Genomic DNA, 20500 nt, shown 5'->3' on the forward strand with positions numbered 1-20500 from the left:
ACGATCGGAACCTGCCCAAGCGAAGATGCCAACTGTGGCCGACGCCCCACCGGGCCGTGCCGTCAGACTCAGCCGCCGGTGATGTACTGCTGCAGCTGCCCCAGTTCCTGGCGCTGCTGCTCGATCACCGATTTGACCAGATCACCGATGGAAATCACGCCCATCACCTCATCGCCGTCCACCACCGGCAGGTGGCGGATACGGCGGTTGGTCACCAGTTCCAGGCACTGCTCCACCGTCACGGTGGGCGCCACCGTGACCAGCTCGGCCGTCATGATCTCGCGCACCGGGGTCGTGGCCGAGGAACGGTCCTTCAGCACGATCTTGCGCGCGTAATCGCGCTCGGAAAGGATGCCCACCAGGTGGCGGCCGTCCATCACCAGCACCGCGCCGATGCCCTTTTCGGCCATCAACCGGATGGCCTGTATCACCGCGACTTCCGGGGCTACCGCATGGATCTCAGGAGACTTGGTCGCAAGCAATTGTCGAACGGTCTGCATGGCATTGTTCCGCGCGATGAGGGTCTGCTGATACTGCCACGGCCGCCGGCTGCCAGCTATCCACCAGGTACAGCGGCCGCTGTTTGACCTCCATGTACAGGCGCCCGAGGTATTCACCGATCAATCCCAGCGCGATCAGCTGTACGCCCCCCAGGAACAGGATCACCGCCATCATCGTCGGCCAGCCGGCCACCCGGTCCCCGTACAGCGCGGCCTTGGCCACCACGAACAGGGCAAACCCGAAGGCCGATGCAGCAGTGAGCAGCCCCAGATAGGTCGCCACACGCAGCGGTGCGGTCGAAAAACTGGTGATGCCTTCCAGCGCGAAGTTCCACAGCTTCCAGAAGCCGAACTTGCTGGCCCCGGCCAGACGCGGCGCACGCCGGTACGGCAAGGCCACCCGCCGGAAGCCAACCCAGCCGAACAGGCCTTTCATGAACCGCTGACGCTCGCGCAGCCGCCGCAATGCCTGCAAGGCGCGCGGTGACAGCAGCCGGAAGTCGCCGGTGTCGGCGGGAATCGGGGTCTTGGACAGCCGCCCGATCACCCGGTAGAACAGCGCCGCCGTCACCCGTTTGAGCCAGCCATCGCCTTCACGCACCAGCCGAGTGCCATATACATCGTCATACCCCTGCCGCCACAGCGCCACGAACTCGGGAATCAGCTCCGGCGGATCCTGGCCATCGGCATCGAGAATCAGCACCGCCCCGTCGTCGACGAAATCCAGCCCTGCGGTCAGCGCGATCTCCTTGCCGAAGTTGCGCGACAGCCGCAACGTCGCCACGCGCGGATCGGCGGCCAACTGCCGCATCACCGTCCAGGTCGCATCGGTGCTGCCGTCGTCCACATACAGAAGGTGGCCGTCGACATCCTGCAGCCGGTCCAGCTCGGCGCAGATCCGCGGATGGATCAGCGGCAGCGTCTCCTGCTCGTTGCAGGCGGCGATCACGATGGTCAGGCGCTGGCGGGTAGTCATGCGGCGATTCTACGGAAGCCGGCCGGCGGCAAGGTCAATCGATCTGCTCCACATAGCCCGCACCGCCCAGCTGGCGCGCCTGCCGCTGGATCCAGGCCGCGCGCCGCTGCACGTACGGGCCTGGCCGGGTGGCGCTGTAGCGCCGCGGCGAAGGCAGTACCGCCGCCAGCCGCGCACTTTCGGCGGCACTCAGGCGCGCGGCATCCTTGCCCCAGAACTGCCGGGACGCCGCCTGCACGCCATAAATGCCGTCGCCGAACTCGGCCACGTTGGCATACATCTCCAGAATCCGCTGTTTCGGCCAGAACAGCTCGATCAGCACCGTGTACCAGGCTTCCAGCCCCTTGCGCAGCCAGCTGCGTCCCTGCCATAGGAACAGGTTCTTGGCGACCTGCTGGCTGATGGTGCTGGCACCGCGCAGTCGTCGGCCCTGGGCGTTGTGGTCGCGCGCCTTTTCGATCGCCTTCAGGTCGAAACCGTTGTGCTCGGGAAACCGCTGGTCCTCGGCCGCGACCAGCGAGATCGGCACGCTGCGCGCCATCCCGTCCAGATCCACCCACTGGTGATGCAGGCGGAACTTCCAGTCGCCGCGGCCCCAGGCCTCCAGCTGGCGCAGTGCCATGACCGAGGAAAACGGCGGATCGATGAAACGCAGCACGACCACCTGGCAGATGCTGAACAGCACCCACAGGGCCGGTGCCAGCAGGATCCAGCGTCGCCACCGTCGACGCGGTCGAACCGCCCCTTCCAACTCCACCTTGCGCTTCTCGCCCTCCGTCCCCATCTAAGCCACACCTTTATCATCCAGACGTCCGGCGCATTATCCGGCACCGACGTCCTCCCACGCACAGACACCTCCATGACCGACACCTCCGACCTCCTCGTCCGCTTCCTCCTGCCCGACGCCGGTGTCCGCGGTGTTCACGTCCAGCTCTCTGACAGCTGGCGGGAAATTCTGTCCCACGCCAGCTACCCGCCCAATGCCATGCAGCTGCTGGGTGAAGCCTGCGTCGCCTCGGCACTGTTCACCGGCCACACCAAGATCGATGGCCGCTTGTCGATCCAGCTGCGCAGCAGCTCCGCGCTGCGCACGCTGTTTGCCGAATGCACCGCCGCCGGCACCGTGCGTGGCATCGCCCAGCTGGCTGACGGCCTGGATGCCCCGGCCGAACTGCCGCAGCTGGGCGAAGACGCACTGCTGGCCATCACCATCGAAAATCCCGGTCTGGACCCGCGCGAGCCGCAGCGCTACCAGAGCCTGGTCGCCCTGCAGGGCCCGACCCTGGACGAGGCCTTCGAGGACTACTTCCGCCACTCCGAGCAGCTCCCCACCCGTCTGTTGCTGGCCGCCGACGGACAACAGGCCGCCGGCCTGCTGCTGCAGAAACTTCCCGGTGACGAGGGCGACCAGGACGGCTGGACCCGCGCCGGCGCCCTGTTCGACACATTGCACCGCGATGAGCTGCTGAGCATCGGCGCCACGGATCTGCTGCACCGCCTTTTCCACGAGGAAGGCCCGGAGCTGGTTGCCGAGAAAGCCCTGGGCTTCGCCTGCTCCTGCTCGCGCGAGCGGGTGGAGAGCATGCTGCAGTCACTGGGGGAGGAAGAAGCCCGGGCGGCCGCCGAACCGACCGGCCAGGTCGAAGTGCGCTGCGAATTCTGCGGCCGGGAATATCACTTCCCTTTGACCGAAATCGGCGTATTGTTCAGCTCCACATCCGCCAACCAGCCCGCCCCTGAGCGGCTGCAGTGACGGCATACAACGAGTAGCGTTCTGGGGAGGACGAGGACTTGTTAAGAAATAATAAACACCCTAGGATCAAGTCATCACTCACCGGGAACTTCCCGGTGCCTGCCCTGTCTGATTGAGTCCATGAACGCATTCCTGCGCCTGCCGCTTGCCTTGATGATCGCCCTGAGCGCGGTCTCGGGCGTGCATGCGCAAAGCAAGCTCAAGGCAGCAGACACCGTCATTCCGGTCTGGAACCGGGGCAGCGGCAAAGTGGAGGCGCTGCTGTATCTGGAGCCCACCGGCGAACAGACGGCAGGTGCACGCTGGCATTTCGGCCGCAATTCGCTGGACGCGGCCTTCGGTCTGTCTTCGGGCGATTCGCTGGGCCTGCTGTGCAACAGCAGCCGGGGCAGCAGCATCAGCGGACTGGCCAGCCACTGCATGCTGGCCAGCTTGGGTGACGATGACGAAACCGCACCGGGCCGGCATATTTCCGCGACCACCAGCTTCAACCGTCCAGGCGGCCGTATCGGCGTGAGCGCCGGCACCGGCAAGGAATCGTTGCCAGCTTGGCTGTCGAACGGCGTCAAAGCCCCGGCCGGCCATGTGGAGCAGAACGATCTGACGGTGTTCGGCCAGAAGAACATCGGCCGCGAAGGCTTCGTTTCCATTGGCGGTACCTACGCCAAAGCCCGGCTGGTTCCACTGAGCGATGTCTCGCCGGCAGTGGTTGACCAGTGGGACAGCAAGAGCCTGAGCGTTGGCGGTGGCTATGGCGCCTTCAGCGCCAATGTCATCGGCCGCGTTGTCGACGCCCCCGGCCAGAGCAAATGGGAAGGCCTCGGACTTGGCATCACCTGGCGCACCCCGTGGAGCGGTCAGCTGACCGTCGGTGCCGACAACGTCATCACCCGCGGCAAGAATCCGTTCTCCCCCCGGAATGACAGCAACGACGACGGCGCAATTCCTTACGTCCGTTACGAGCAGGATCTCTAAAGCCAAGCGCTCGCTCTTGATAGAAGTAACCCAAGCCCCCGTACTCCGGGGGCTTTTTGTTGCACTCGCAACAACTATTTGCCGAATTTCACCAAAATAATCCAATTCATTAACAAAGCTTTAATTTCAGAAGATACGGAAGTACTATCGAATCAGCCTCGCAAATTTGGGCCTTCATTTCGGCCCCTGCGGTGGCAATTCCGATTGCAACTACCAAGATCCCTTGGAGAGAGAGAGCCAATGAATTGCAAGACCAACAAGCTGCGTGATGCAGTGGTCCTGGCACTGATCGCCAGCGCCGGTACCGCTACCGCACAGGCGCAGGAATCCAGCAGCCCGACCAACCTCGACCGCATCGAAGTCACCGGTTCCCGCATCCGCTCGGTGGACGTGGAAACCTCGCAGCCCGTCTTCGTGATGGACCGCCAAGCCATCGAGAAGCAGGGCCTCACCTCGGTCGCCGACGTCCTCCAGCGCATCTCGGCCAACGGCGCCGGCCTGAACACCAACTTCAACAACGGTGGTGACGGTTCCTCGACCATCAGCCTGCGCAACCTGGGCTCAGAGCGCACCTTGGTGTTGGTCAATGGCCGCCGCTGGGTTGCCAATCTATCCGGCTCGGTCGACCTGAATACCATTCCGGCTGCGATCATCGAGCGCGTGGAAGTGCTGAAGGATGGCGCCTCCTCTTTCTATGGCTCCGACGCCATCGCCGGTGTGGTCAACCTGATCACCCGCAGCGACTTCGATGGCGCCGAAGCAAACGCCTATATTGGCCAGTACGACAAGGGCGATGGTCAGCGCACTGCCTTCGACGCCACAGTCGGCACCAGCAGCGACCGCGGCAACCTGGTCATCAGTCTCTCGCGCGTGAAGGAAGACCAGGTTCTGGCCAAGGACCGTGCCATTTCCCGTGAGCCGTACTTCGGTCTGGGTTCGGCCTACTACAGCAGCTATTCGGCCAACGGCAAGATCAATGCCCCGGCATCCGCCGGCGGCAACCTCGCCCTGCGTCCGGGTGCGATCGGTAGCGGCTTGGCCAGCAACCCGTATTACGGCATCGACCAGTATGTGCCGTACACCAGCGCCTTCAATTACAACTATGCGGCCGACAACTACCTGGCGACCCCGCAGAAGCGTAGTGCCCTGTTCGCGCAGGGTTCTTACAACCTGACCGACAGCATCACCTTCAAGATGGATGCGCTGTACAACGAGCGTCGCTCGGCACAGCAGCTGGCCGGCTTCCCGCTGAGCACCATCAACACCGGCATCAGCATGAGTGGCGACAGCTACTTCAACCCGTACAACACCGCATATGGTGGCGACGGCCGGGATGTCAGCTGGACCCACCGCCTGACCGAAGCGGCGCGCCTGTATGACCAGAACAGCAAGACAAGTCACGTCTATCTGGGCCTGGATGGCTTCTTCGAGTTCTCAGGCCGCCAGTTCAACTGGGACGTCGGTTACGCGTTCAACAAGACCAATGAAGTGGAGACCCAGGTCGGCGACGCCAACCTGCTGACCCTGGAATCCTCGCTTGGCGCATCGGAAGTGCGCGACGGCAAGGTGGTCTGCGTCACCGCTCCGGGCGGCGCCGTGATCGATGGCTGCGTGCCGTTCAATCCGCTGTCGCCGCAGGGCGCCGTCAGCAAGGAAATGCTGGACTACCTGCTGTTCACCGCTCACAACACCTATCAGTACCGCAACGAAGCCGTCACCGCGAACCTGTCCGGTGAACTGTTCGAACTGCCGGCGGGCTGGCTGAGCTTCGCCGCCGGTTATGAGCACCGCAAGGAAAGCGGTTACTCCTCGCCGGACGCGTTCATCGCCAACGGCCTGACCTCCGGCAACGCGTTTGACCCGACCTCCGGCGCCTACAGCCTGGACGACGCCTACCTGGAAGTCCTGGTGCCGGTGCTCAAGGACGTGCCGGGCGCGCAGCTGCTGGAACTGAGCTTGGCCACCCGCTTCTCGGACTACAGCAACTTCGGCAACACCACCAACAGCAAGTTTGGCTTCAAGTGGAAGCCGTTCGACGAACTGCTGGTTCGTGGTAACTGGGCGGAAGGCTTCCGCGCGCCGTCGATCACCAACCTGTACCGCGGTGCCTCCGACTCGTTCGTTCAGTACTCCGATCCCTGCTCGGCCAATGGCCGCTTCGCCGGCGATGCCAGCGTGCTGGGTGCCTGTCAGGCCGCCGGTGTGCCGGCAGGCTTCATTGCCGAGTACAACAGCGGCGGCGGCGCGGCCGGTGGCCAGACCATCTTCCCGTTCACCCTCGGCGGCAACCCGAACCTGACCCCGGAAACTTCCACCAGCAAGACCTTGGGCCTGGTGTACAGCCCGGCATGGGCAACCGGCCTGAACGTCTCGCTGGACTGGTGGTCGATCGATCTGGAAAACCGCATTCAGAGCTTCACCGCTGATGCGATCCTGGACAAGTGCTACGTTGACGGCATCAGCAGCTACTGCAGCCTGTTCACCCGCCGTGCCGACGGCCTGGTCACCGACATGTTCATCGGTCCCATCAACGCCGGCTACCAGGAAGTGGAAGGCTACGACCTGACGGTGAAGTACCGCATGCCGGAAACCTCGGTTGGCACCTTCGCCTTCACCTTGGACTCGACCTACGTCAGCAAGAACCGCTCGCGCGACTCGAAGAATGATGACTGGGAAGCCTTGAACGGCATGTACTTCGAGTCCGATCCGTACTGGCGCCTGCGTGGAAACCTGACCACCGACTGGTCCTACGGCGACTTCAGCGCAAGCTGGATGATCCGTTACCGTTCGGGCCTGACCGAAGACATCAGTGAAGGCAGGCTGGAATCGATTACCTACCACGACCTGCAGATGAGCTACAACCTGCCGTGGAACGGTACTGTCCGCGTCGGTGCCAACAACGTCTTCGCCAACTCGTTCGACCCGCAGTACGATATCCCGGGTCGTTACATGTACATGCAGTACACCCAGCGCTTCTGATGCTGGCACTGCACTAGTGTCACGCAGATGGCCCGGCTCGCCGGGCCATCTTCTTTTGAACGAAAGGAGATCGTGATGAGCACCCCGCACCACTGGATTTACCGCATTGCATTGCTGGCCCTGCTGGTACCGGCAGGCGCAAGCGCGCAGACCAAGGCCGTCGATGTCGCCAAGCCCTTTGAAGAACAGCGCCGCCAGGTGCTGGCCGATCTGAACGAGGACAAGTACCGCGAGATTTCAGTCGAGGACCGAAGCGCGGTGACCGCCGCACTGGGCCGTATCCTGCAGCATCTGCAGACCCAGCCCGACCCCGCGCAGCTTCCCGAGCACAACCGCGTCGCAGTCTTCAACGACCAGAGCCTGATCAATACGATCCTGACGCAGGCCGCGGCGGACAGCCGGCTGATCTGCCGCCGTGAACGCACCGTGGGCTCAAACATGCCGCAGAACAACTGCCTAACGGTTGCAGAGCGGCGCCGCCAGAAGAACAACGCGCAGGACAGTGTGATGCGCATGCAGCGCACCCCCAAGAAGGTCGAGTAACGTACCCCGGCAGCGGCCTGCAGGACCCATCAGCCCGCGTGGAGGGCAGACGCCGCCCTCCGCCCGCCCTGCCATCGCCGCACCGTGCAAGAATAAACCAAGGCAGCCTGATCAAGCATTGAGTGCCTGAATGAGGCCTGCCGATGCCCACACGGGGGTGGCTTCTACGGCCCGGCAACAGATGGTGCCGGGCGGTGCCGCACACAACGGCACCGAACTTTTGCTGTGCAGTTTTCCGGCGTGTTCACTCGTTCGGAATCAACGTCTCGATGACGTGTTCGACGTAGGCCTCGAAATCTTCGCGGGCCTGTTTGGGCTGCTGCAACTGCAGGGACAGCTGCAGGAAGCCGACGTAGGCGGCGTAGGCCAGACGCGCGCGATGGCGGGCGTCGGTGGAGCTCAGGCCGGCCTGTCGGAACGAGGCGATCAGGTATTCCATGCGTCGTTGTGAAACCCGGTCGATCACCGGGCGCACCATCGGGTTGTCCAGCGCCTTGAGCAGTTCACTGTAGATGATGTGCGGGGTGACTTCATGGGCCACCAGCTGGAACAGCGCACGCAGCCGCGTGCGTGGATCGGGCACCTCTTCCAGACTGCCGAACACCTGCTGCTGCTCTACCACTTCCCAGCGCTCCAATGCCGCCTGCAGGAGCGCATCGCGTGACGGGAAGTGCCAGTAGAAGCTGCCCTTGGTGACCCCCAGACGGCGGGCCAGCGGCTCGACCGCCACCGCGCCGACACCCTGTTCGGCAATCAGATCCAGTGCGGCCTGCGCCCAGTCGTCGGCACTGAGTCGGCTGTGACGCGCACCACGGGAATCTGCCGGAAGAGTTGTTGAGTCGTTCATGGGCAGATTTAACCATACGGCGGGGATTGGTTGCAGTATGCAATGGAATCGCAGGCTGACGGAACAGCCTCGGGACTCTTACGGAAAGCCATTGTTTTCCGGGGCTTTGCACAATCCATACGCATTCGTATTGACAGTCCAGCCAAACGATCCATACCATCAGGTATGGCCAACACTTCCCCCTCCATCCCGCACGTCGACGAAATCCGCCTCCAAGGTGCCAACGGCATTGCACTGGGCGCATCGAGAACGGCGGGGCGGCATGCTCCGGTTCTGTTCGCGCACGGCTTTGGCCAGACACGTGGCGCCTGGGCCGCGGCCGCGCAGACACTGGGCATGGCCGGCCATGCCACGCTGAGCTACGACGCCCGCGGCCATGGTGATTCGGATTGGAACCCGGGGGATACGCCCTATCACGGCGATCAGTTCACCGACGACCTGATCGTGGTGGCCGGCGAACTGCCGCGTCCGCCGGTATTGGTGGCCGCGTCAATGGGCGGCCTGTTCGGTCTGATGGCCGAAGCCCGCTGGCCGGGCCTGTTCTCGGCGATGGTGCTGGTGGACATCACCCCACGCTGGGAAACCCGCGGCGTGGAGAGGATCCTCGCCTTCATGAGTGCGCATCCTGATGGCTTTGCATCGCTGCAGGCCGCCGCGGACAGCATCGCCGCCTACCTGCCGCACCGCCCGCGCAAGAGCGAAGATGCCCTGCGTGCGCTGCTGCGCGCCACCGCGGACGGGCGCTGGAACTGGCATTGGGATCCGCGTCTGGTCGAGGAGCTGGCGCGCGACAGCGAGCAGCATCAGGACGCGATCGTCGATGCGGCACGCCGCGTGCACTGCCCGCTGCTGCTGATCAGCGGCGGTCGCAGCGATATGGTCTCGCCGCAGACCGTGGAAGAATTCATGACACTGGTGCCGCACGCGCAGCATGTGCGTCTGCCCGAGGCCACCCATATGGTCGCCGGCGATGACAACAACGCGTTTACCGCCGCCGTGTTGAACTACCTGGACGCACTGCCTTCGGCTGCCGCGTCTGTCCGAACCGAGCACGTTACCGGAGCAAGCCTATGAGCATCGTCGTTCCCTTTCTGGTCCTGCTGCTGGCAGGTGCCTTTGTCGCGTATCACCGCATGCGCCTGGTCGTATGGACCCTCGCCAGTGTGGTGTTGTTGGGCGCCTGCTGGTTCGCCGGCATCAACCAGACCGCGATCCTCGTGGCGGCGGCAATCCTTGCTTTGATCAGTGTTCCAGTGCTGTTGCCGTTCCTGCGCAAGCCGCTGATCACCGCACCGTTCATGGGCGTGTTCCGCAAGGTGCTGCCGCCGCTGTCCAAGACCGAGCGCATCGCCCTGGAAACCGGCTCGGTCGGCTTCGAGGGCGAGCTGTTCACCGGTGACCCGGACTGGAACATCCTGCTCAACTATCCCAAGCCGCAGCTCACCGCCGAGGAACAGGCCTTCCTCGATGGCCCGGTGGAAGAGCTGTGCAAGATGGTCAACGACTTCGAGATCACCCACGTCCACGCCGACCTGCCGCCGGAGCTGTGGGACTACATCAAGAAGAACAAGTTCTTCGGCATGATCATCCCGAAGGAATACGGCGGCCTGGGCTTCAGCGCGCTGGCCCACCACAAGGTGATCCAGAAGCTGGCCTCGGTATCGAGCGTGGTCAGCTCCACCGTCGGCGTGCCCAATTCGCTGGGCCCGGGTGAGCTGCTCAACCATTACGGCACCCAGGAGCAGAAGGACTACTATCTGCCGCGCCTGGCCATCGGCCAGGAAGTGCCCTGCTTCGGCCTGACCGGCCCGTTCGCCGGCTCCGATGCCACCTCCATCCCCGACTTCGGCATCGTCTGCAAGGGCATGTGGAAGGGCGAGGAAGTGCTGGGCCTGAAGCTGACCTTCGACAAGCGCTACATCACCCTGGCTCCGGTCGCGACCCTGATCGGCATGGCTTTCCGCATGTACGATCCGGACGGCCTGCTTGGCGACACAAAGGACATCGGCATCACCCTGGCGCTGCTGCCGCGCGATACCGAAGGTGTGGAAATCGGTCGCCGCCACTTCCCGCTGAATTCCACCTTCCAGAACGGCCCGATCCGCGGCAAGGACGTGTTCATTCCGCTGACCCAGCTGATCGGCGGCGCCGAGAAGCGCGGCCTGGGCTGGAACATGCTCAACGAGTGTCTGGCCGTTGGCCGCTCCATCACCCTGCCCTCCACCGCCTCGGGCGGTGCCAAGGCCGGCGCGGTGGTGACCGGTGCCTACGCACGCATCCGCAAGCAGTTCGGCCTGTCGGTCGGCCGCTTCGAAGGCGTGGAAGAAGCACTGGCCCGTATCGGCGGCAAGGCTTACAAGATCAGTGCGCTGTCGCAGGCGACCGCGGCTGCGGTTGACCGTGGCGACGTGCCGTCGGTGCCGTCGGCGATCGCCAAGTACCACTGCACCAACATGAGCCGCGAAGTCATTTCCGACGTGATGGACGTGATCGGCGGCAAGGGCATCATCCTCGGGCCGCGCAACTTTGCCGGCCGTAGCTGGCAGGCCGCGCCGATCGCCATCACGGTGGAAGGTGCCAACATCATGACCCGCTCGCTGCTGATCTTCGGCCAGGGCGCCATCCTCTGCCACCCGTGGGTGCTGAAGGAAATGAAGGCCGCGCAGGATGAAGACCGCAAGGCCGGCCTGCGTGAATTCGACCAGGCGCTGTTCGGCCATGTCCGCTTCGGCATCTCCAACGCCGTGCGCTCGCTGTGGTTCGGCCTGACCGGTGCGCGCTTCGGTGCCGCCCCGGGCGACGCCTACACCCGCCGCTATTTCCGCAAGCTGGACCGTTATTCGGCCAACCTGGCGCTGATGGCCGACATCTCGATGATGACCCTGGGCGGCAAGCTCAAGTTCAAGGAATCGCTGTCCGGTCGTCTGGGTGATGTGCTCAGCCACATCTACATGACCAGCGCCATGCTCAAGCGCTACCACGACGAAGGCGCCCCGCAGGCCGACCAGCCGCTGCTGGCCTGGGCCTTCCACGACAGCGTGCACAAGATCGAGGAATCGCTGTCGGCGGCGCTGCGCAACTTCCCGATCCGCCCGATCGGCTGGCTGATGTGGGCGCTGATCTTCCCGCTTGGCCGTCGCGCCGAGGCCCCGGGTGACCGTCTGAGCCGCCGCGTCGCCGCCTCGCTGATGGCGCCCAACGAAGCGCGTGACCGCCTGGCCCAGGGTGTGTTCCTGACCCCGTGCGAGAACAACCCGGGCGGCCGCATCAACAGCTATCTGTCCAAGGCGATCATGGCCGAACCGGTGGAACGCAAGTTCCTCAAGGCCCTGAAGACCAAGGGCATCGAAGCGCTGACCTTCGCCAGCCAGCTGGATGAGGCCGTGGCCGAGGGCGTGATCACCCAGGACGAGCGCAAGCTGCTGGAAGAGCTGCGCGAGATCACCATGGACACGATCACCGTGGACGACTTCGACGCGCACGAACTGCGCTCTGCCGGCTACTACGACCTGCCCGGCAGGCAGCGCCCGCAGCAGGCCGCATAAGCCAATCACATGCAATACCGACGGCGGGCCTTGTGCCCGCCGTTTTCATGCCAGGAATCCACACCACGACTGCCGCCTTGCTTTCGCTGTACTGCTATTTCACCCGCTGGCCGGCCGGCAACTGTTCTGACGGGCGGTGTGCCGCAAGGCGCCCTGCTTAGCCAGCCTCTCGCCGCGGATCACCGTGCTGGAACCGGGCCGCTGCGCAGGGGATGCGCCAACGCCGCCGCATCAGTCCCCCCCTATCGACACCGTGCACGCGATCGCGATGTGCAGCCCGGCCGAACGGATGGGCTGGATCCTGCTCGATGCCAACCTGCCGGCCAACATGCGCTGGATTCCCAGGGGCATGGAAGTGAAGCACCTGACCAAGGCACAAGGCCTTCTGAAAGCGGTGGCAACACCGGAACTGCCTCCCGCCAGCACAGCGGCTGGCTACGCCCTGCCGGCGAGGATCAACGTGAGCGATGCTGCCGGCATGGAGGTGTTCCAGGCACGGACTGCGCGGTGGGCGTCGCCGCGCAAAGACTGAGTGGATGCATGGATCTGGAGGTGCCGTTGGAGCCACCGCCGGGCAGCGGCTACACCGCGCGCAACCCCAGCGTCGGGATCGCCGGCAACGCCTGGATGAAGAAGATCCGCCGGTTCACACTGAACGCTCCGTAGCTGCCGGCGACCACCACGCAGAGCAGCGAGAACGTCACCAACACAGGCTGCTCCAGCAGCAGCCCCGCCACAATCCGGGCGGCGAGAAAGCCGTTGTACAGGCCCTGGTTGGCAGCCAGCACACGGGTCCTCTGGGCCTTCTCCGGAGTATTGCGGAAGGTCTTCAGCCCAAGTGGCCGGGACCACAGGAACATCTCCAGCACCAGGAAACAGCGGTGCAGGACGGCGACCAGCACCGTCACCAGCAACGCGGCCAAAGACCTCGGACGCATCGGCGTCCATCCGGCGGAACAGCGGCAGCATGGCCGGCCCGGCAGGCCGACGGCACCTCCCGGTTATGCCGGATCGACCGATGCGTTGACCGGCATCTCGTCCGGCAGGCTCCGCTGCGCGCGGATCACCCGGATCGCGCCGATCGTCATGCCCGCTGCCACACCCACGCCCGCCATAAACACCAGATGCGACCCCATGCTGGACAGCAGCTTGTGCAGCCAGACGAAGGTCAGGTCGCCGCCGCGATAGATCACCGTATCGATCACCGCCTTGGCCTTGTAGCGGGACTCGCGGCTGACCCGGGTATACAGGGTTTCGCGTGCCGGCTTGGCCAGGGAGAACTCGCCGGCGCGGGTCATCACCTGCACCACCGCCACCAGCAGCGGCAGCGGTGAGGCGGCCAGCAGCGAGAAACCCAGCAGGATCGCCAGCGCCGGCAACAGCAGCAGCGGGGCGATGCCGTAGCGGCGCATCAGCCAGCGGGTCAGGAATACCTGCACGAAGATCGTCAGCACGTTCACCGCCAGATCGATGTTGGCGTAGTACGCCGTACGTGCGGCGTCATCGGTGAAGAAGCGTCGCGCGATAGCCGCCTGTTCGTTGTACAGCAGGGTTCCCACGCCGACGCCGAAGAACATCAGCACCGCCAGCGCACGCAGCAGCGGATCGCTCCATACCAGCTTCAAGCCGGCCAGCACCGAGCCACCCATCGCCTGCTCGCCGCTGCTGTCGCGCAGCCGCTGCTCGCGCTGCAGGGCATATTTGCGCAGCTTCAGGATCGCGAACAGGCACGCGCCCAGGAAGGCGGCCGATACCAGCAGCAGGTTGCCCACGCCGATCTTCTCCACCAGCAGGCGGGTGACCAGCGGCCCGGTCAGTGCGCCAATGGTGCCCCCGGCGCCGATATAGCCGTAGACCTTCTTGGCGTCCTGGTTGGAGAACACATCGGCCATATAGCTCCAGAACACCGACACTGCGAACAGGTTGAACACCGCCACCCAGATGAAGAACGCCGCGCCGCGCCCGGGCAGTTCCTCGCGGAACGCCCAGTAGAAAAACAGCAGGCAGCTGATGAAAGCCAGGTACATCACCGGCAGGAACACCCGCCGCGGATAGCGCGACACCAGCGCGCCGTATACCGGCTGCAGCAGCACCATGCACAGGAAGGTGCCGGTGAACAGCACCTGCAGGGTAAAGTCGCCGAGGCTGACCCCCAGGTGTCCGGCCCACTGCACCAGCGAGGCCGGAAACACCGCCAGCACATCATCCGAGGCGCCCATCGCGTCGCGTACCGGACGCAACAGGTAGTAGCCGGTCAGCAGGCAGAAGAAGTACAGCAGCGACCACCACAGCGCCGGAGCTTCCACTCCGAGCAGGGAAATCACCTGGCGCAGGCCACCGCGCGCGGGAGGGGAAAGCTTGCTCATACGTCTGACTGCACCACGGGTGGGGGATCCGGCACGCCGGTTCCGCGGCGTGGGCGCAACTTATCCGATGCACTGCAACATCGCCAGTGCAAACGGTCTGGCCGCCATGCGACGGGCCGTTCTATTCTGCGGAGCAGGGAAAGGGGAAGGCCGTGAAGGAATTCGACTACATCATCGTCGGGGCCGGTTCGGCCGGCTGTGTTCTGGCCAACCGGCTCAGCGCCGATCCGCAGCGGCGGGTGCTGCTGATCGAAGCCGGCCCGCGCGACTGGAATCCGCTGATCCACATGCCGGCAGGCATTGCCCGGCTGGTCAACAACCGGCGCCTGAACTGGAGCTACGACACCGAACCGGAGCCGGCGTTGAACAACCGGCGCCTGTGGTGGCCGCGCGGCAAGGTACTGGGCGGCAGCAGCTCGATCAATGCGATGTGCTACTCGCGCGGCGTGGCAGGCGACTACGACCGCTGGGCCGATGCCGGTGCCACCGGCTGGGACTGGCAGACGGTATTGCCCTGGTTCCGCTACAGCGAGGGCAACGGGCGCGGTGCCGATGCCCTGCACGGTGGCGATGGCCCGTTGAAGGTGTCGGACTTGCGTCACGTCAATCCACTGAGCCATGCCTTCATCGAGGCAGGACAGCAGGCCGGTTTCGCGCTCAACCCCGATTTCAACGGTCCCACTCAGCAAGGCGTGGGCCTGTACCAGGTCACCCAGAAGGACGGTGCGCGCTGCTCTTCGGCGGCCGCCTATCTGGCCCCGGTCCGCCAGCGCCCCAACCTGCAGGTGCTGACCGGCGCGCTGGTCGAGCGGCTGCAGATTCAAGGCGAACGCGTCACCGGCGTGGCGTTGCGCGTCCGCGGCCAGCCCCAGCAAGTGCGGGCCCGCCGCGAAGTACTGCTCAGCGCCGGCGCGATCAACTCACCGCAGCTGCTGATGCTCTCGGGGATCGGCCCGGCCGGGCACCTGCGACGCCACGGTATCGAAGTGCGTCTGGACCAGCCCGGTGTCGGCGCCAACCTGCAGGACCACCTGGACATCTGCACGCTGTACCGCACTGTGCCCGGGGTCAGCTACGACCGCGCCAGCGAGCTGAAGATCGGCTTCGACTATTTCCTGCGCGGTCACAGCGGTGCCGGTACCAGCAATGTGGCCGAGGCCGGCGGCTTCGTGCGCTCGCGCTTTGCCGCCGACGAACGGGCCGACATCCAGTTCCATTTCGTCCCGGCGATGCTGGACAACCACGGCCGCCACCGCCTGCCCGGCGAGGGCTACACCCTGCACGCCTGCTACCTGCACCCGCGCAGCCGCGGCCGCATCGAACTGGCCAGCCATGATCCCGCCGCGCCGGCGCGTATCCATGCCAACTATCTGGGCGATGCCGAAGGCTTCGATATGAAAATGATGGTCGAAGCCGCGCGCCTGAGCCGCGACATCCTCCAGCAGCCGGCCTTCGCGCCGTGGCGCAGGGCACCGCTGTTCCCTGCCGACGAGCACCTGGACGATGCCGGGCTGGAAGCCTTCATCCGCGCCAAGGCCGAAACCATCTACCACCCGGTCGGCACCTGCCGGATGGGCAGCGACGCGATGGCCGTGGTCGATCCGCAGCTGCGCGTGCGCGGCATCGACGGCCTGCGGGTAATCGATGCCTCGGTGATGCCAAGCCTGCCCACGGGCAATACCAACGCACCGACCATCATGATCGCCGAGCGCGCCGCCAGCCTGATCCTCGACACCTCGCCGCCGGGCTGACCGCTCCGCGGCTCAGGCCACCTGCAACAGCGCCGGCAACGGGCAATGCAACGTGGCGCAGATGGTCCGCAGCAGTTCGGCCTCGGCCACGCTGACGCGCTGGTTGTGGCTGATGGTGGCGGTCACCGCTTCCACCAGCAGCTGCTTGGCCAGCGGATCGAGCGCATCCAGCGGCGCCCACACCGCATCCAGCGCCAGCACGCCGGCCGACGGCGGCGCATAGGGCAGGTGATCGTGCGGCAGGATGCGTTGCAACCCAGCCAGATAGGCGCGCCGCGCGGCGGCCTCGTCACCGAGATTGCCGGCCCGCGCGACCACCGCGAGCAACGTGGAAAGCTCCTGGCGCACGCCGGTGGTCTTGCGCCGGCCGAAATGCGGGTGGCGCGAGGGATCCAGCGCGGCCAGCACCTGCACCTGCAGCAGGCGCGACAGACAGTACTCGAACAGCGAGATCCGCCCATCGGCATGGACCAGCGCCTCGATGCACTGCACGAACGCCCGCAACTGCGGGCGCGGCGCCATCCGCAATGCGGGGAACGCCAGTGCCGCCAGCGGCAGGCGCAGCGCGCGAGAGAGACCATGCAACGGACCATCGGCCATGGCCTGAAGCCGCGTGACCACAGAAGCGCCCAGCTGCGCCTGTACCGCCTGCCGCTGCAACACCGCCACCGCAGGGTCGGCATCGAGCAACAACGCCAGCAGCAGCGGCTGTGCGGCCTCCCGGTCACGCGCCAGTTCGCGCAGCTGCGGCGACAGGGTGCCGGCCAGCCGGATCGCCTGTTGGTAGTCGTCATCAGCCGGGGTGGCGACTTGCGCGGCGACTTGCCTTGGATCGACCCGCAACCGCGACGTCACAGTGGCCACTGCAGCGGGCGCCAGCGCGTCCACACCGGGCACATCACTGCGGGCCAGCCCCAGCGCGCGATCCTCGGCCAGGCCATCGGGCGGATTGGCAAACCAGGTACCGCGCAAACGCTGCAACTGTTCGGTGCGGAACGAAGGCTCCAGCCGCTGGATCCGCTCCACCAGGGGTGGATGCGTGGCGAACCAGCGCGAAAAGCCCAGTCCTTCGCCGAACAGCATGTGACTGACTTCCTCGGCGCTGGCACGGTCGGCCAGCTGCGAACCCTCGGCCAGCCCGCCGATCTTCTTCAACGCCCCGGCCAGCCCCTGCGTCTGCCGGGTGAACTGCACCGCCGAGGCATCGGCCAGAACCTCGCGCTGGCGCGACACCGCCGCCTTGATCAGCCGTCCGAAGAACACCCCAATGCTGCCCACGACAATGCCGGTCACGCCGATCACCAGCACGATCGAGATCGGCCCAAGCCCGCGCCTGCCGCCTATCCGCGAACCGGCACTCAGGTGCAGCAGCACCCGCTTGCCGATGAGACTGATCATCAGGATGCCGAACAGCACCCCCATCAGGCGGATATTCAACCGCATGTCGCCATTGAGGATGTGGCTGAACTCGTGCGCGATCACGCCCTGCAGTTCATCGCGGTTGAGCCGCTGCAAGCTGCCCCGGGTGACGGCGATGGCGGCGTCGGCCGGTGAATACCCGGCGGCGAAGGCGTTGATGCCGTTCTCCTGTTCCAGCACATACAGCCGCGGCATCGGCACACCGGAGGCGATGGCGATCTCCTCCACCACGTTGCGCAACCGCCGCAGCGCCGGATCGCGGGTATCGGCCGGCACCTCGGTGCCGCCCATCTGTACCGCCACCACTTCACCACCACCCCGCAACGAGGCGATGCGGTACAGCGAGGCCAACGCGATCACCGCCAGGGTCAGCAACGTGCACCACAGCACGCCCCGCACGCTGCCGGTGGCCACCAGCACCAGTGCGTCCAGCACCGCGACAATGGCGATCACCGCCAGCGCGAACAGCAGCAGCAGGCGCCCGGAATTGCGCCGCGCCTGTGCCTGGTGTTCAAAGAAATTCATCCCGCCCCCCTAGCTGGCACCGGACGCGACTGTCGTCACGTGCCGGCCTTCCCTGCCCTGCGCAGGATCAGAACTGGACCCTGGGCGCCTCGCGCACCTGCTCGCGCTTTTCCAGCGGGATGTCCAGCAGCGCGGCCGTGGGGAAATGGAACATGCCGGCAAACACATTGGCCGGGAAGGTCTCGCGGCGGTTGTTGTAGGCCATCACCGCATCGTTGTAGGCCTGCCTAGCGAACGCTACCTTGTTCTCGGTGCTGCCCAGTTCCTCGCTCAGCTGCAGCATGTTCTGGTTGGCCTTCAATTCCGGATAGGCCTCGGCCACGGCCATCAACCGTCCCAGCACTCCGTTCAACTGGCCCTGCGAGGCGGCCAGCTGCGCCATCGCCGCCGCATCGCCCGGAGCGGCCTTGGCCGCCGCAAGCCCGGACTGCGCCGCGCTGCGTGCGGCGATCACCGCCTCCAGCGTCTGCCGCTCATGGCTCATGTAGGCCTTGGCGGTTTCCACCACATTGGGAATCAGGTCGAAGCGGCGCTGCAGCTGTACGTCGATCTGCGCGAACGCATTCCGGTACGCATTACGGGAACGGACCAGTCCGTTATAGATGCCAACACCGGCCGCGATAACTGCGACAGCCACCACAAGAAAGACCAGCAATATCAATGTGATGCCCATTCATCCTCTCCCCGTTTGTGCAATCGTGAAAAGCGGCGCTAGAATCGCCGACGGCAGTAGCTTACAGGCACCGATCACGATGAAAGAAAAGAACTCGCGCCGGGGAATCCGCCCGGTGGCATCGGGATTGCTGGGGGTGTTGATGCCCTTCGCATTGGCGTCCACCGCACAGACGCCCACCCACGCCAACCTGCCCATCGACGTGACCGCCAGCGCAGCCCTGCCGGTGAATCTGGAAAACGCGCCGCCCCCATCGCCCACGCAACCGATGCCCTATCGCGCCGCGCTGCGGCCCGACCAGGTGCAACCGCTGTCGCCCGAGTTCAATGTGGCCGCGATCGAGTCGCTGGCCGAGCAACTGACCTATGGCAACCGTGTTCCGGGCATGGCCATGGCCATCGTCCACAACGGCCGCATTCTTTCCGCGCGCGGCTATGGCGTTACCGATATCAGCAACCCGCAACAGGTGGACGCCCATACCGTGTTCCGCCTGGCCTCGTTGTCCAAAGCGTTTGCCGGCACCATGGCCGGGCTGCTGGTCAACGATGGCACGCTGCGCTGGGACAGCAAGATCACCGACTACGTGCCCGGCTTCCGCCTGGCCACGCCCGAGGCGACCAATGCGTTGACCGTCGCCGATGTACTCAGCCATCGCGTCGGCCTGACCTACAACGCCTACGACCGCGATGTGGAAGCCAACGCCGACTACTACACGCTGACCCAGAAACTGGCCAGCGCGCCACTGAGGTGCGCCCCTGGCGATTGCTACGCCTACCAGAACGTGGCCTTCAGCCTGGTTGGCGATGTGGTGTTCGCCGCCTCCGGCAACTTCTACGAGCAGGCGGTGGAGAAGCGCATCCTCAAGCCGCTGGGCATGAACGATGCCAGCCTCGGCCTGGCCGGCATCCAGGCCAGTTCGCGCTGGGCGCGTCCGCACGTGCGCAGCCGCAACGGCTGGGTTTCGCTGACCCCCAAGCCCACCTACTACCGGGTCGCACCGGCGGCCGGCGTCAATGCCAGCGCCAGCGACATGGCGCAATGGCTGCTGGCCCACACCGGCCATCGTCCGGACGTGCTGCCGGCGCCGTTGCTGGCCACCCTGCACGCACCGCTGGTGAGTACCCCCGGCGAAATGCGCTCGGGCTGGCGGCGTGAACGTCTGGATTCGGCCGGCTACGCACTGGGCTGGCGTGTGTTCGACTATGCCGGTCACTCGGTGGTGTTCCATGCCGGTGCCGTGCAGGGTTACCGCGGCCTGGTGGCATTGCTGCCCGAGCGCGACCTGGGTATCGCCATCATGTGGAACGGCGAAAGCAGCCTGCCCAGCGGCATGATGCCCACCATCCTGGACCGCGCCATTGGCCTGCCGACGCAGCGCTGGCTGGATGTGGATACCGACTTCGGCAGTGACAACCTGATGGCCGACGGTGCCCCTGCACGTGACGGCAAAAAGGGCGCGTCCTCCGAGCGTGCGGTGGCCTCGCCGCGCTGAGCGCCGGCACAGTGCAGCAGACAAAGGCGGCCAATGGTAATCCCCCCATTAACCAGAGTTCTGAGAAGTAGAGCTATGCGGCCATGGCCAACCGCTGCTTGGGGGTGATGCCGCCCAAGGCCATGTTTGGGCGTTCATGGTTGTACATCCACATCC

Annotated in this window: 17 protein-coding genes; 9 read left to right on the forward strand and 8 right to left on the reverse strand. The window is 65.3% G+C overall.

Annotated features, from left to right (window positions below; all coding sequences use genetic code 11):
- Positions 1 to 68 precede the first annotated feature (68 nt).
- Genes ARC78_RS07675 through mtgA form a run of 3 tightly spaced genes read right to left on the reverse strand, consistent with a single transcriptional unit; the run spans position 69 to position 2260 of the window.
- Positions 69 to 500 (reverse strand): CBS domain-containing protein, encoded by a 432-nt coding sequence (locus tag ARC78_RS07675; protein WP_054659677.1) that lies wholly within the window; start codon positions 498 to 500, stop codon positions 69 to 71.
- Positions 460 to 1476: a glycosyltransferase family 2 protein gene (locus ARC78_RS07680; protein WP_054659679.1), complete on the reverse strand. Its 1017-nt coding sequence runs from the start codon at positions 1474 to 1476 to the stop codon at positions 460 to 462. Before ARC78_RS07680 ends, ARC78_RS07675 begins: the two co-directional genes overlap by 41 nt.
- Before the next feature lie 34 nt (positions 1477 to 1510).
- Positions 1511 to 2260: a monofunctional biosynthetic peptidoglycan transglycosylase gene (gene mtgA / locus ARC78_RS07685; protein ID WP_057506032.1), complete on the reverse strand. Its 750-nt coding sequence runs from the start codon at positions 2258 to 2260 to the stop codon at positions 1511 to 1513.
- 75 nt (positions 2261 to 2335) lie between these two features.
- Between mtgA and hslO the strand changes: the two genes are divergently transcribed.
- The 4 genes from hslO (at position 2336) to ARC78_RS07705 (ending at position 7726) form a co-directional block, all read left to right on the forward strand.
- On the forward strand, positions 2336 to 3229 hold the full coding sequence (gene hslO / locus ARC78_RS07690; RefSeq protein WP_057506033.1) for an Hsp33 family molecular chaperone HslO: 894 nt from the start codon (positions 2336 to 2338) through the stop codon (positions 3227 to 3229).
- 153 nt (positions 3230 to 3382) lie between these two features.
- Complete coding sequence (locus tag ARC78_RS07695) at positions 3383 to 4204, forward strand: XOO1806 family protein (RefSeq protein WP_172675030.1); 822 nt, start codon at positions 3383 to 3385, stop codon at positions 4202 to 4204.
- 240 nt (positions 4205 to 4444) lie between these two features.
- Positions 4445 to 7183, forward strand: coding sequence for a TonB-dependent receptor (locus tag ARC78_RS07700; protein WP_054657464.1), 2739 nt, complete (start codon positions 4445 to 4447; stop codon positions 7181 to 7183).
- Between the two features lie 75 nt (positions 7184 to 7258).
- On the forward strand, positions 7259 to 7726 hold the full coding sequence (locus tag ARC78_RS07705; protein ID WP_089153122.1) for a hypothetical protein: 468 nt from the start codon (positions 7259 to 7261) through the stop codon (positions 7724 to 7726).
- A gap of 244 nt (positions 7727 to 7970) precedes the next feature.
- Here the strand turns inward: ARC78_RS07705 and ARC78_RS07710 are convergent, their stop codons facing one another.
- Positions 7971 to 8573: a TetR/AcrR family transcriptional regulator gene (locus ARC78_RS07710; protein ID WP_054657462.1), complete on the reverse strand. Its 603-nt coding sequence runs from the start codon at positions 8571 to 8573 to the stop codon at positions 7971 to 7973.
- Between the two features lie 165 nt (positions 8574 to 8738).
- On the opposite strand from ARC78_RS07710, the gene ARC78_RS07715 reads away from it, so the two are divergent.
- From ARC78_RS07715 to ARC78_RS07725, 3 genes are all read left to right on the forward strand, one after another.
- A complete protein-coding gene (locus ARC78_RS07715; RefSeq protein WP_054657460.1) occupies positions 8739 to 9647 on the forward strand; it encodes an alpha/beta fold hydrolase in 909 nt (302 codons plus the stop codon).
- On the forward strand, positions 9644 to 12118 hold the full coding sequence (locus tag ARC78_RS07720) for an acyl-CoA dehydrogenase (RefSeq protein WP_057506034.1): 2475 nt from the start codon (positions 9644 to 9646) through the stop codon (positions 12116 to 12118). The genes ARC78_RS07715 and ARC78_RS07720 overlap by 4 nt, the downstream gene beginning before the upstream one ends.
- A 184-nt stretch (positions 12119 to 12302) precedes the next feature.
- Positions 12303 to 12650, forward strand: a complete 348-nt coding sequence (locus ARC78_RS07725; protein ID WP_338062229.1) for a DUF4442 domain-containing protein — start codon at positions 12303 to 12305, stop codon at positions 12648 to 12650.
- Positions 12651 to 12699: 49 nt separating this feature from the next.
- Here the strand turns inward: ARC78_RS07725 and ARC78_RS07730 are convergent, their stop codons facing one another.
- Both ARC78_RS07730 and ARC78_RS07735 read right to left on the reverse strand, forming a co-directional pair.
- The gene (locus tag ARC78_RS07730; protein ID WP_054657458.1) at positions 12700 to 13056 is read right to left on the reverse strand and encodes a DUF1304 domain-containing protein; all 357 of its coding nucleotides are present in this window, start codon (positions 13054 to 13056) and stop codon (positions 12700 to 12702) included.
- Positions 13057 to 13119: 63 nt separating this feature from the next.
- Entirely contained in the window at positions 13120 to 14484 is a 1365-nt protein-coding gene (locus ARC78_RS07735; RefSeq protein WP_083468380.1) for an NTP/NDP exchange transporter, read from the reverse strand.
- A 152-nt stretch (positions 14485 to 14636) separates the two neighbouring features.
- On the opposite strand from ARC78_RS07735, the gene ARC78_RS07740 reads away from it, so the two are divergent.
- Entirely contained in the window at positions 14637 to 16235 is a 1599-nt protein-coding gene (locus ARC78_RS07740) for a GMC family oxidoreductase (protein ID WP_054657456.1), read from the forward strand.
- A 12-nt stretch (positions 16236 to 16247) separates the two neighbouring features.
- Here ARC78_RS07740 and ARC78_RS07745 read toward each other — a convergent pair whose 3' ends face one another.
- Together ARC78_RS07745 and ARC78_RS07750 are read right to left on the reverse strand one after the other, a co-directional pair.
- Positions 16248 to 18179, reverse strand: coding sequence for a M48 family metallopeptidase (locus tag ARC78_RS07745; RefSeq protein WP_057506035.1), 1932 nt, complete (start codon positions 18177 to 18179; stop codon positions 16248 to 16250).
- Between the two features lie 67 nt (positions 18180 to 18246).
- Complete coding sequence (locus ARC78_RS07750; protein ID WP_057506036.1) at positions 18247 to 18852, reverse strand: LemA family protein; 606 nt, start codon at positions 18850 to 18852, stop codon at positions 18247 to 18249.
- Between the two features lie 79 nt (positions 18853 to 18931).
- On the opposite strand from ARC78_RS07750, the gene ARC78_RS07755 reads away from it, so the two are divergent.
- Positions 18932 to 20344, forward strand: a complete 1413-nt coding sequence (locus ARC78_RS07755) for a serine hydrolase domain-containing protein (RefSeq protein ID WP_054660662.1) — start codon at positions 18932 to 18934, stop codon at positions 20342 to 20344.
- Positions 20345 to 20500: the final 156 nt, after the last annotated feature.

Origin of the sequence: Stenotrophomonas pictorum JCM 9942 (assembly GCF_001431585.1) — a bacterium.
GTDB classification, from domain to species: domain Bacteria; phylum Pseudomonadota; class Gammaproteobacteria; order Xanthomonadales; family Xanthomonadaceae; genus Stenotrophomonas; species Stenotrophomonas pictorum.

Bases quoted from the DNA above. Each gene is read 5' to 3' on its own strand.
- ARC78_RS07675 (WP_054659677.1), bottom strand. From the start codon at position 500: ATGCAGACCGTTCGACAATTGCTTGCGACCAAGTCTCCTGAGATCCAT.
- ARC78_RS07680 (WP_054659679.1), bottom strand. From the start codon at position 1,476: ATGACTACCCGCCAGCGCCTGACCATCGTGATCGCCGCCTGCAACGAG.
- mtgA (WP_057506032.1), bottom strand. From the start codon at position 2,260: ATGGGGACGGAGGGCGAGAAGCGCAAGGTGGAGTTGGAAGGGGCGGTT.
- hslO (WP_057506033.1), top strand. From the start codon at position 2,336: ATGACCGACACCTCCGACCTCCTCGTCCGCTTCCTCCTGCCCGACGCC.
- ARC78_RS07695 (WP_172675030.1), top strand. From the start codon at position 3,383: ATGATCGCCCTGAGCGCGGTCTCGGGCGTGCATGCGCAAAGCAAGCTC.
- ARC78_RS07700 (WP_054657464.1), top strand. From the start codon at position 4,445: ATGAATTGCAAGACCAACAAGCTGCGTGATGCAGTGGTCCTGGCACTG.
- ARC78_RS07705 (WP_089153122.1), top strand. From the start codon at position 7,259: ATGAGCACCCCGCACCACTGGATTTACCGCATTGCATTGCTGGCCCTG.
- ARC78_RS07710 (WP_054657462.1), bottom strand. From the start codon at position 8,573: ATGAACGACTCAACAACTCTTCCGGCAGATTCCCGTGGTGCGCGTCAC.
- ARC78_RS07715 (WP_054657460.1), top strand. From the start codon at position 8,739: ATGGCCAACACTTCCCCCTCCATCCCGCACGTCGACGAAATCCGCCTC.
- ARC78_RS07720 (WP_057506034.1), top strand. From the start codon at position 9,644: ATGAGCATCGTCGTTCCCTTTCTGGTCCTGCTGCTGGCAGGTGCCTTT.
- ARC78_RS07730 (WP_054657458.1), bottom strand. From the start codon at position 13,056: ATGCGTCCGAGGTCTTTGGCCGCGTTGCTGGTGACGGTGCTGGTCGCC.
- ARC78_RS07735 (WP_083468380.1), bottom strand. From the start codon at position 14,484: ATGAGCAAGCTTTCCCCTCCCGCGCGCGGTGGCCTGCGCCAGGTGATT.
- ARC78_RS07745 (WP_057506035.1), bottom strand. From the start codon at position 18,179: ATGAATTTCTTTGAACACCAGGCACAGGCGCGGCGCAATTCCGGGCGC.
- ARC78_RS07750 (WP_057506036.1), bottom strand. From the start codon at position 18,852: ATGGGCATCACATTGATATTGCTGGTCTTTCTTGTGGTGGCTGTCGCA.
- ARC78_RS07755 (WP_054660662.1), top strand. From the start codon at position 18,932: ATGAAAGAAAAGAACTCGCGCCGGGGAATCCGCCCGGTGGCATCGGGA.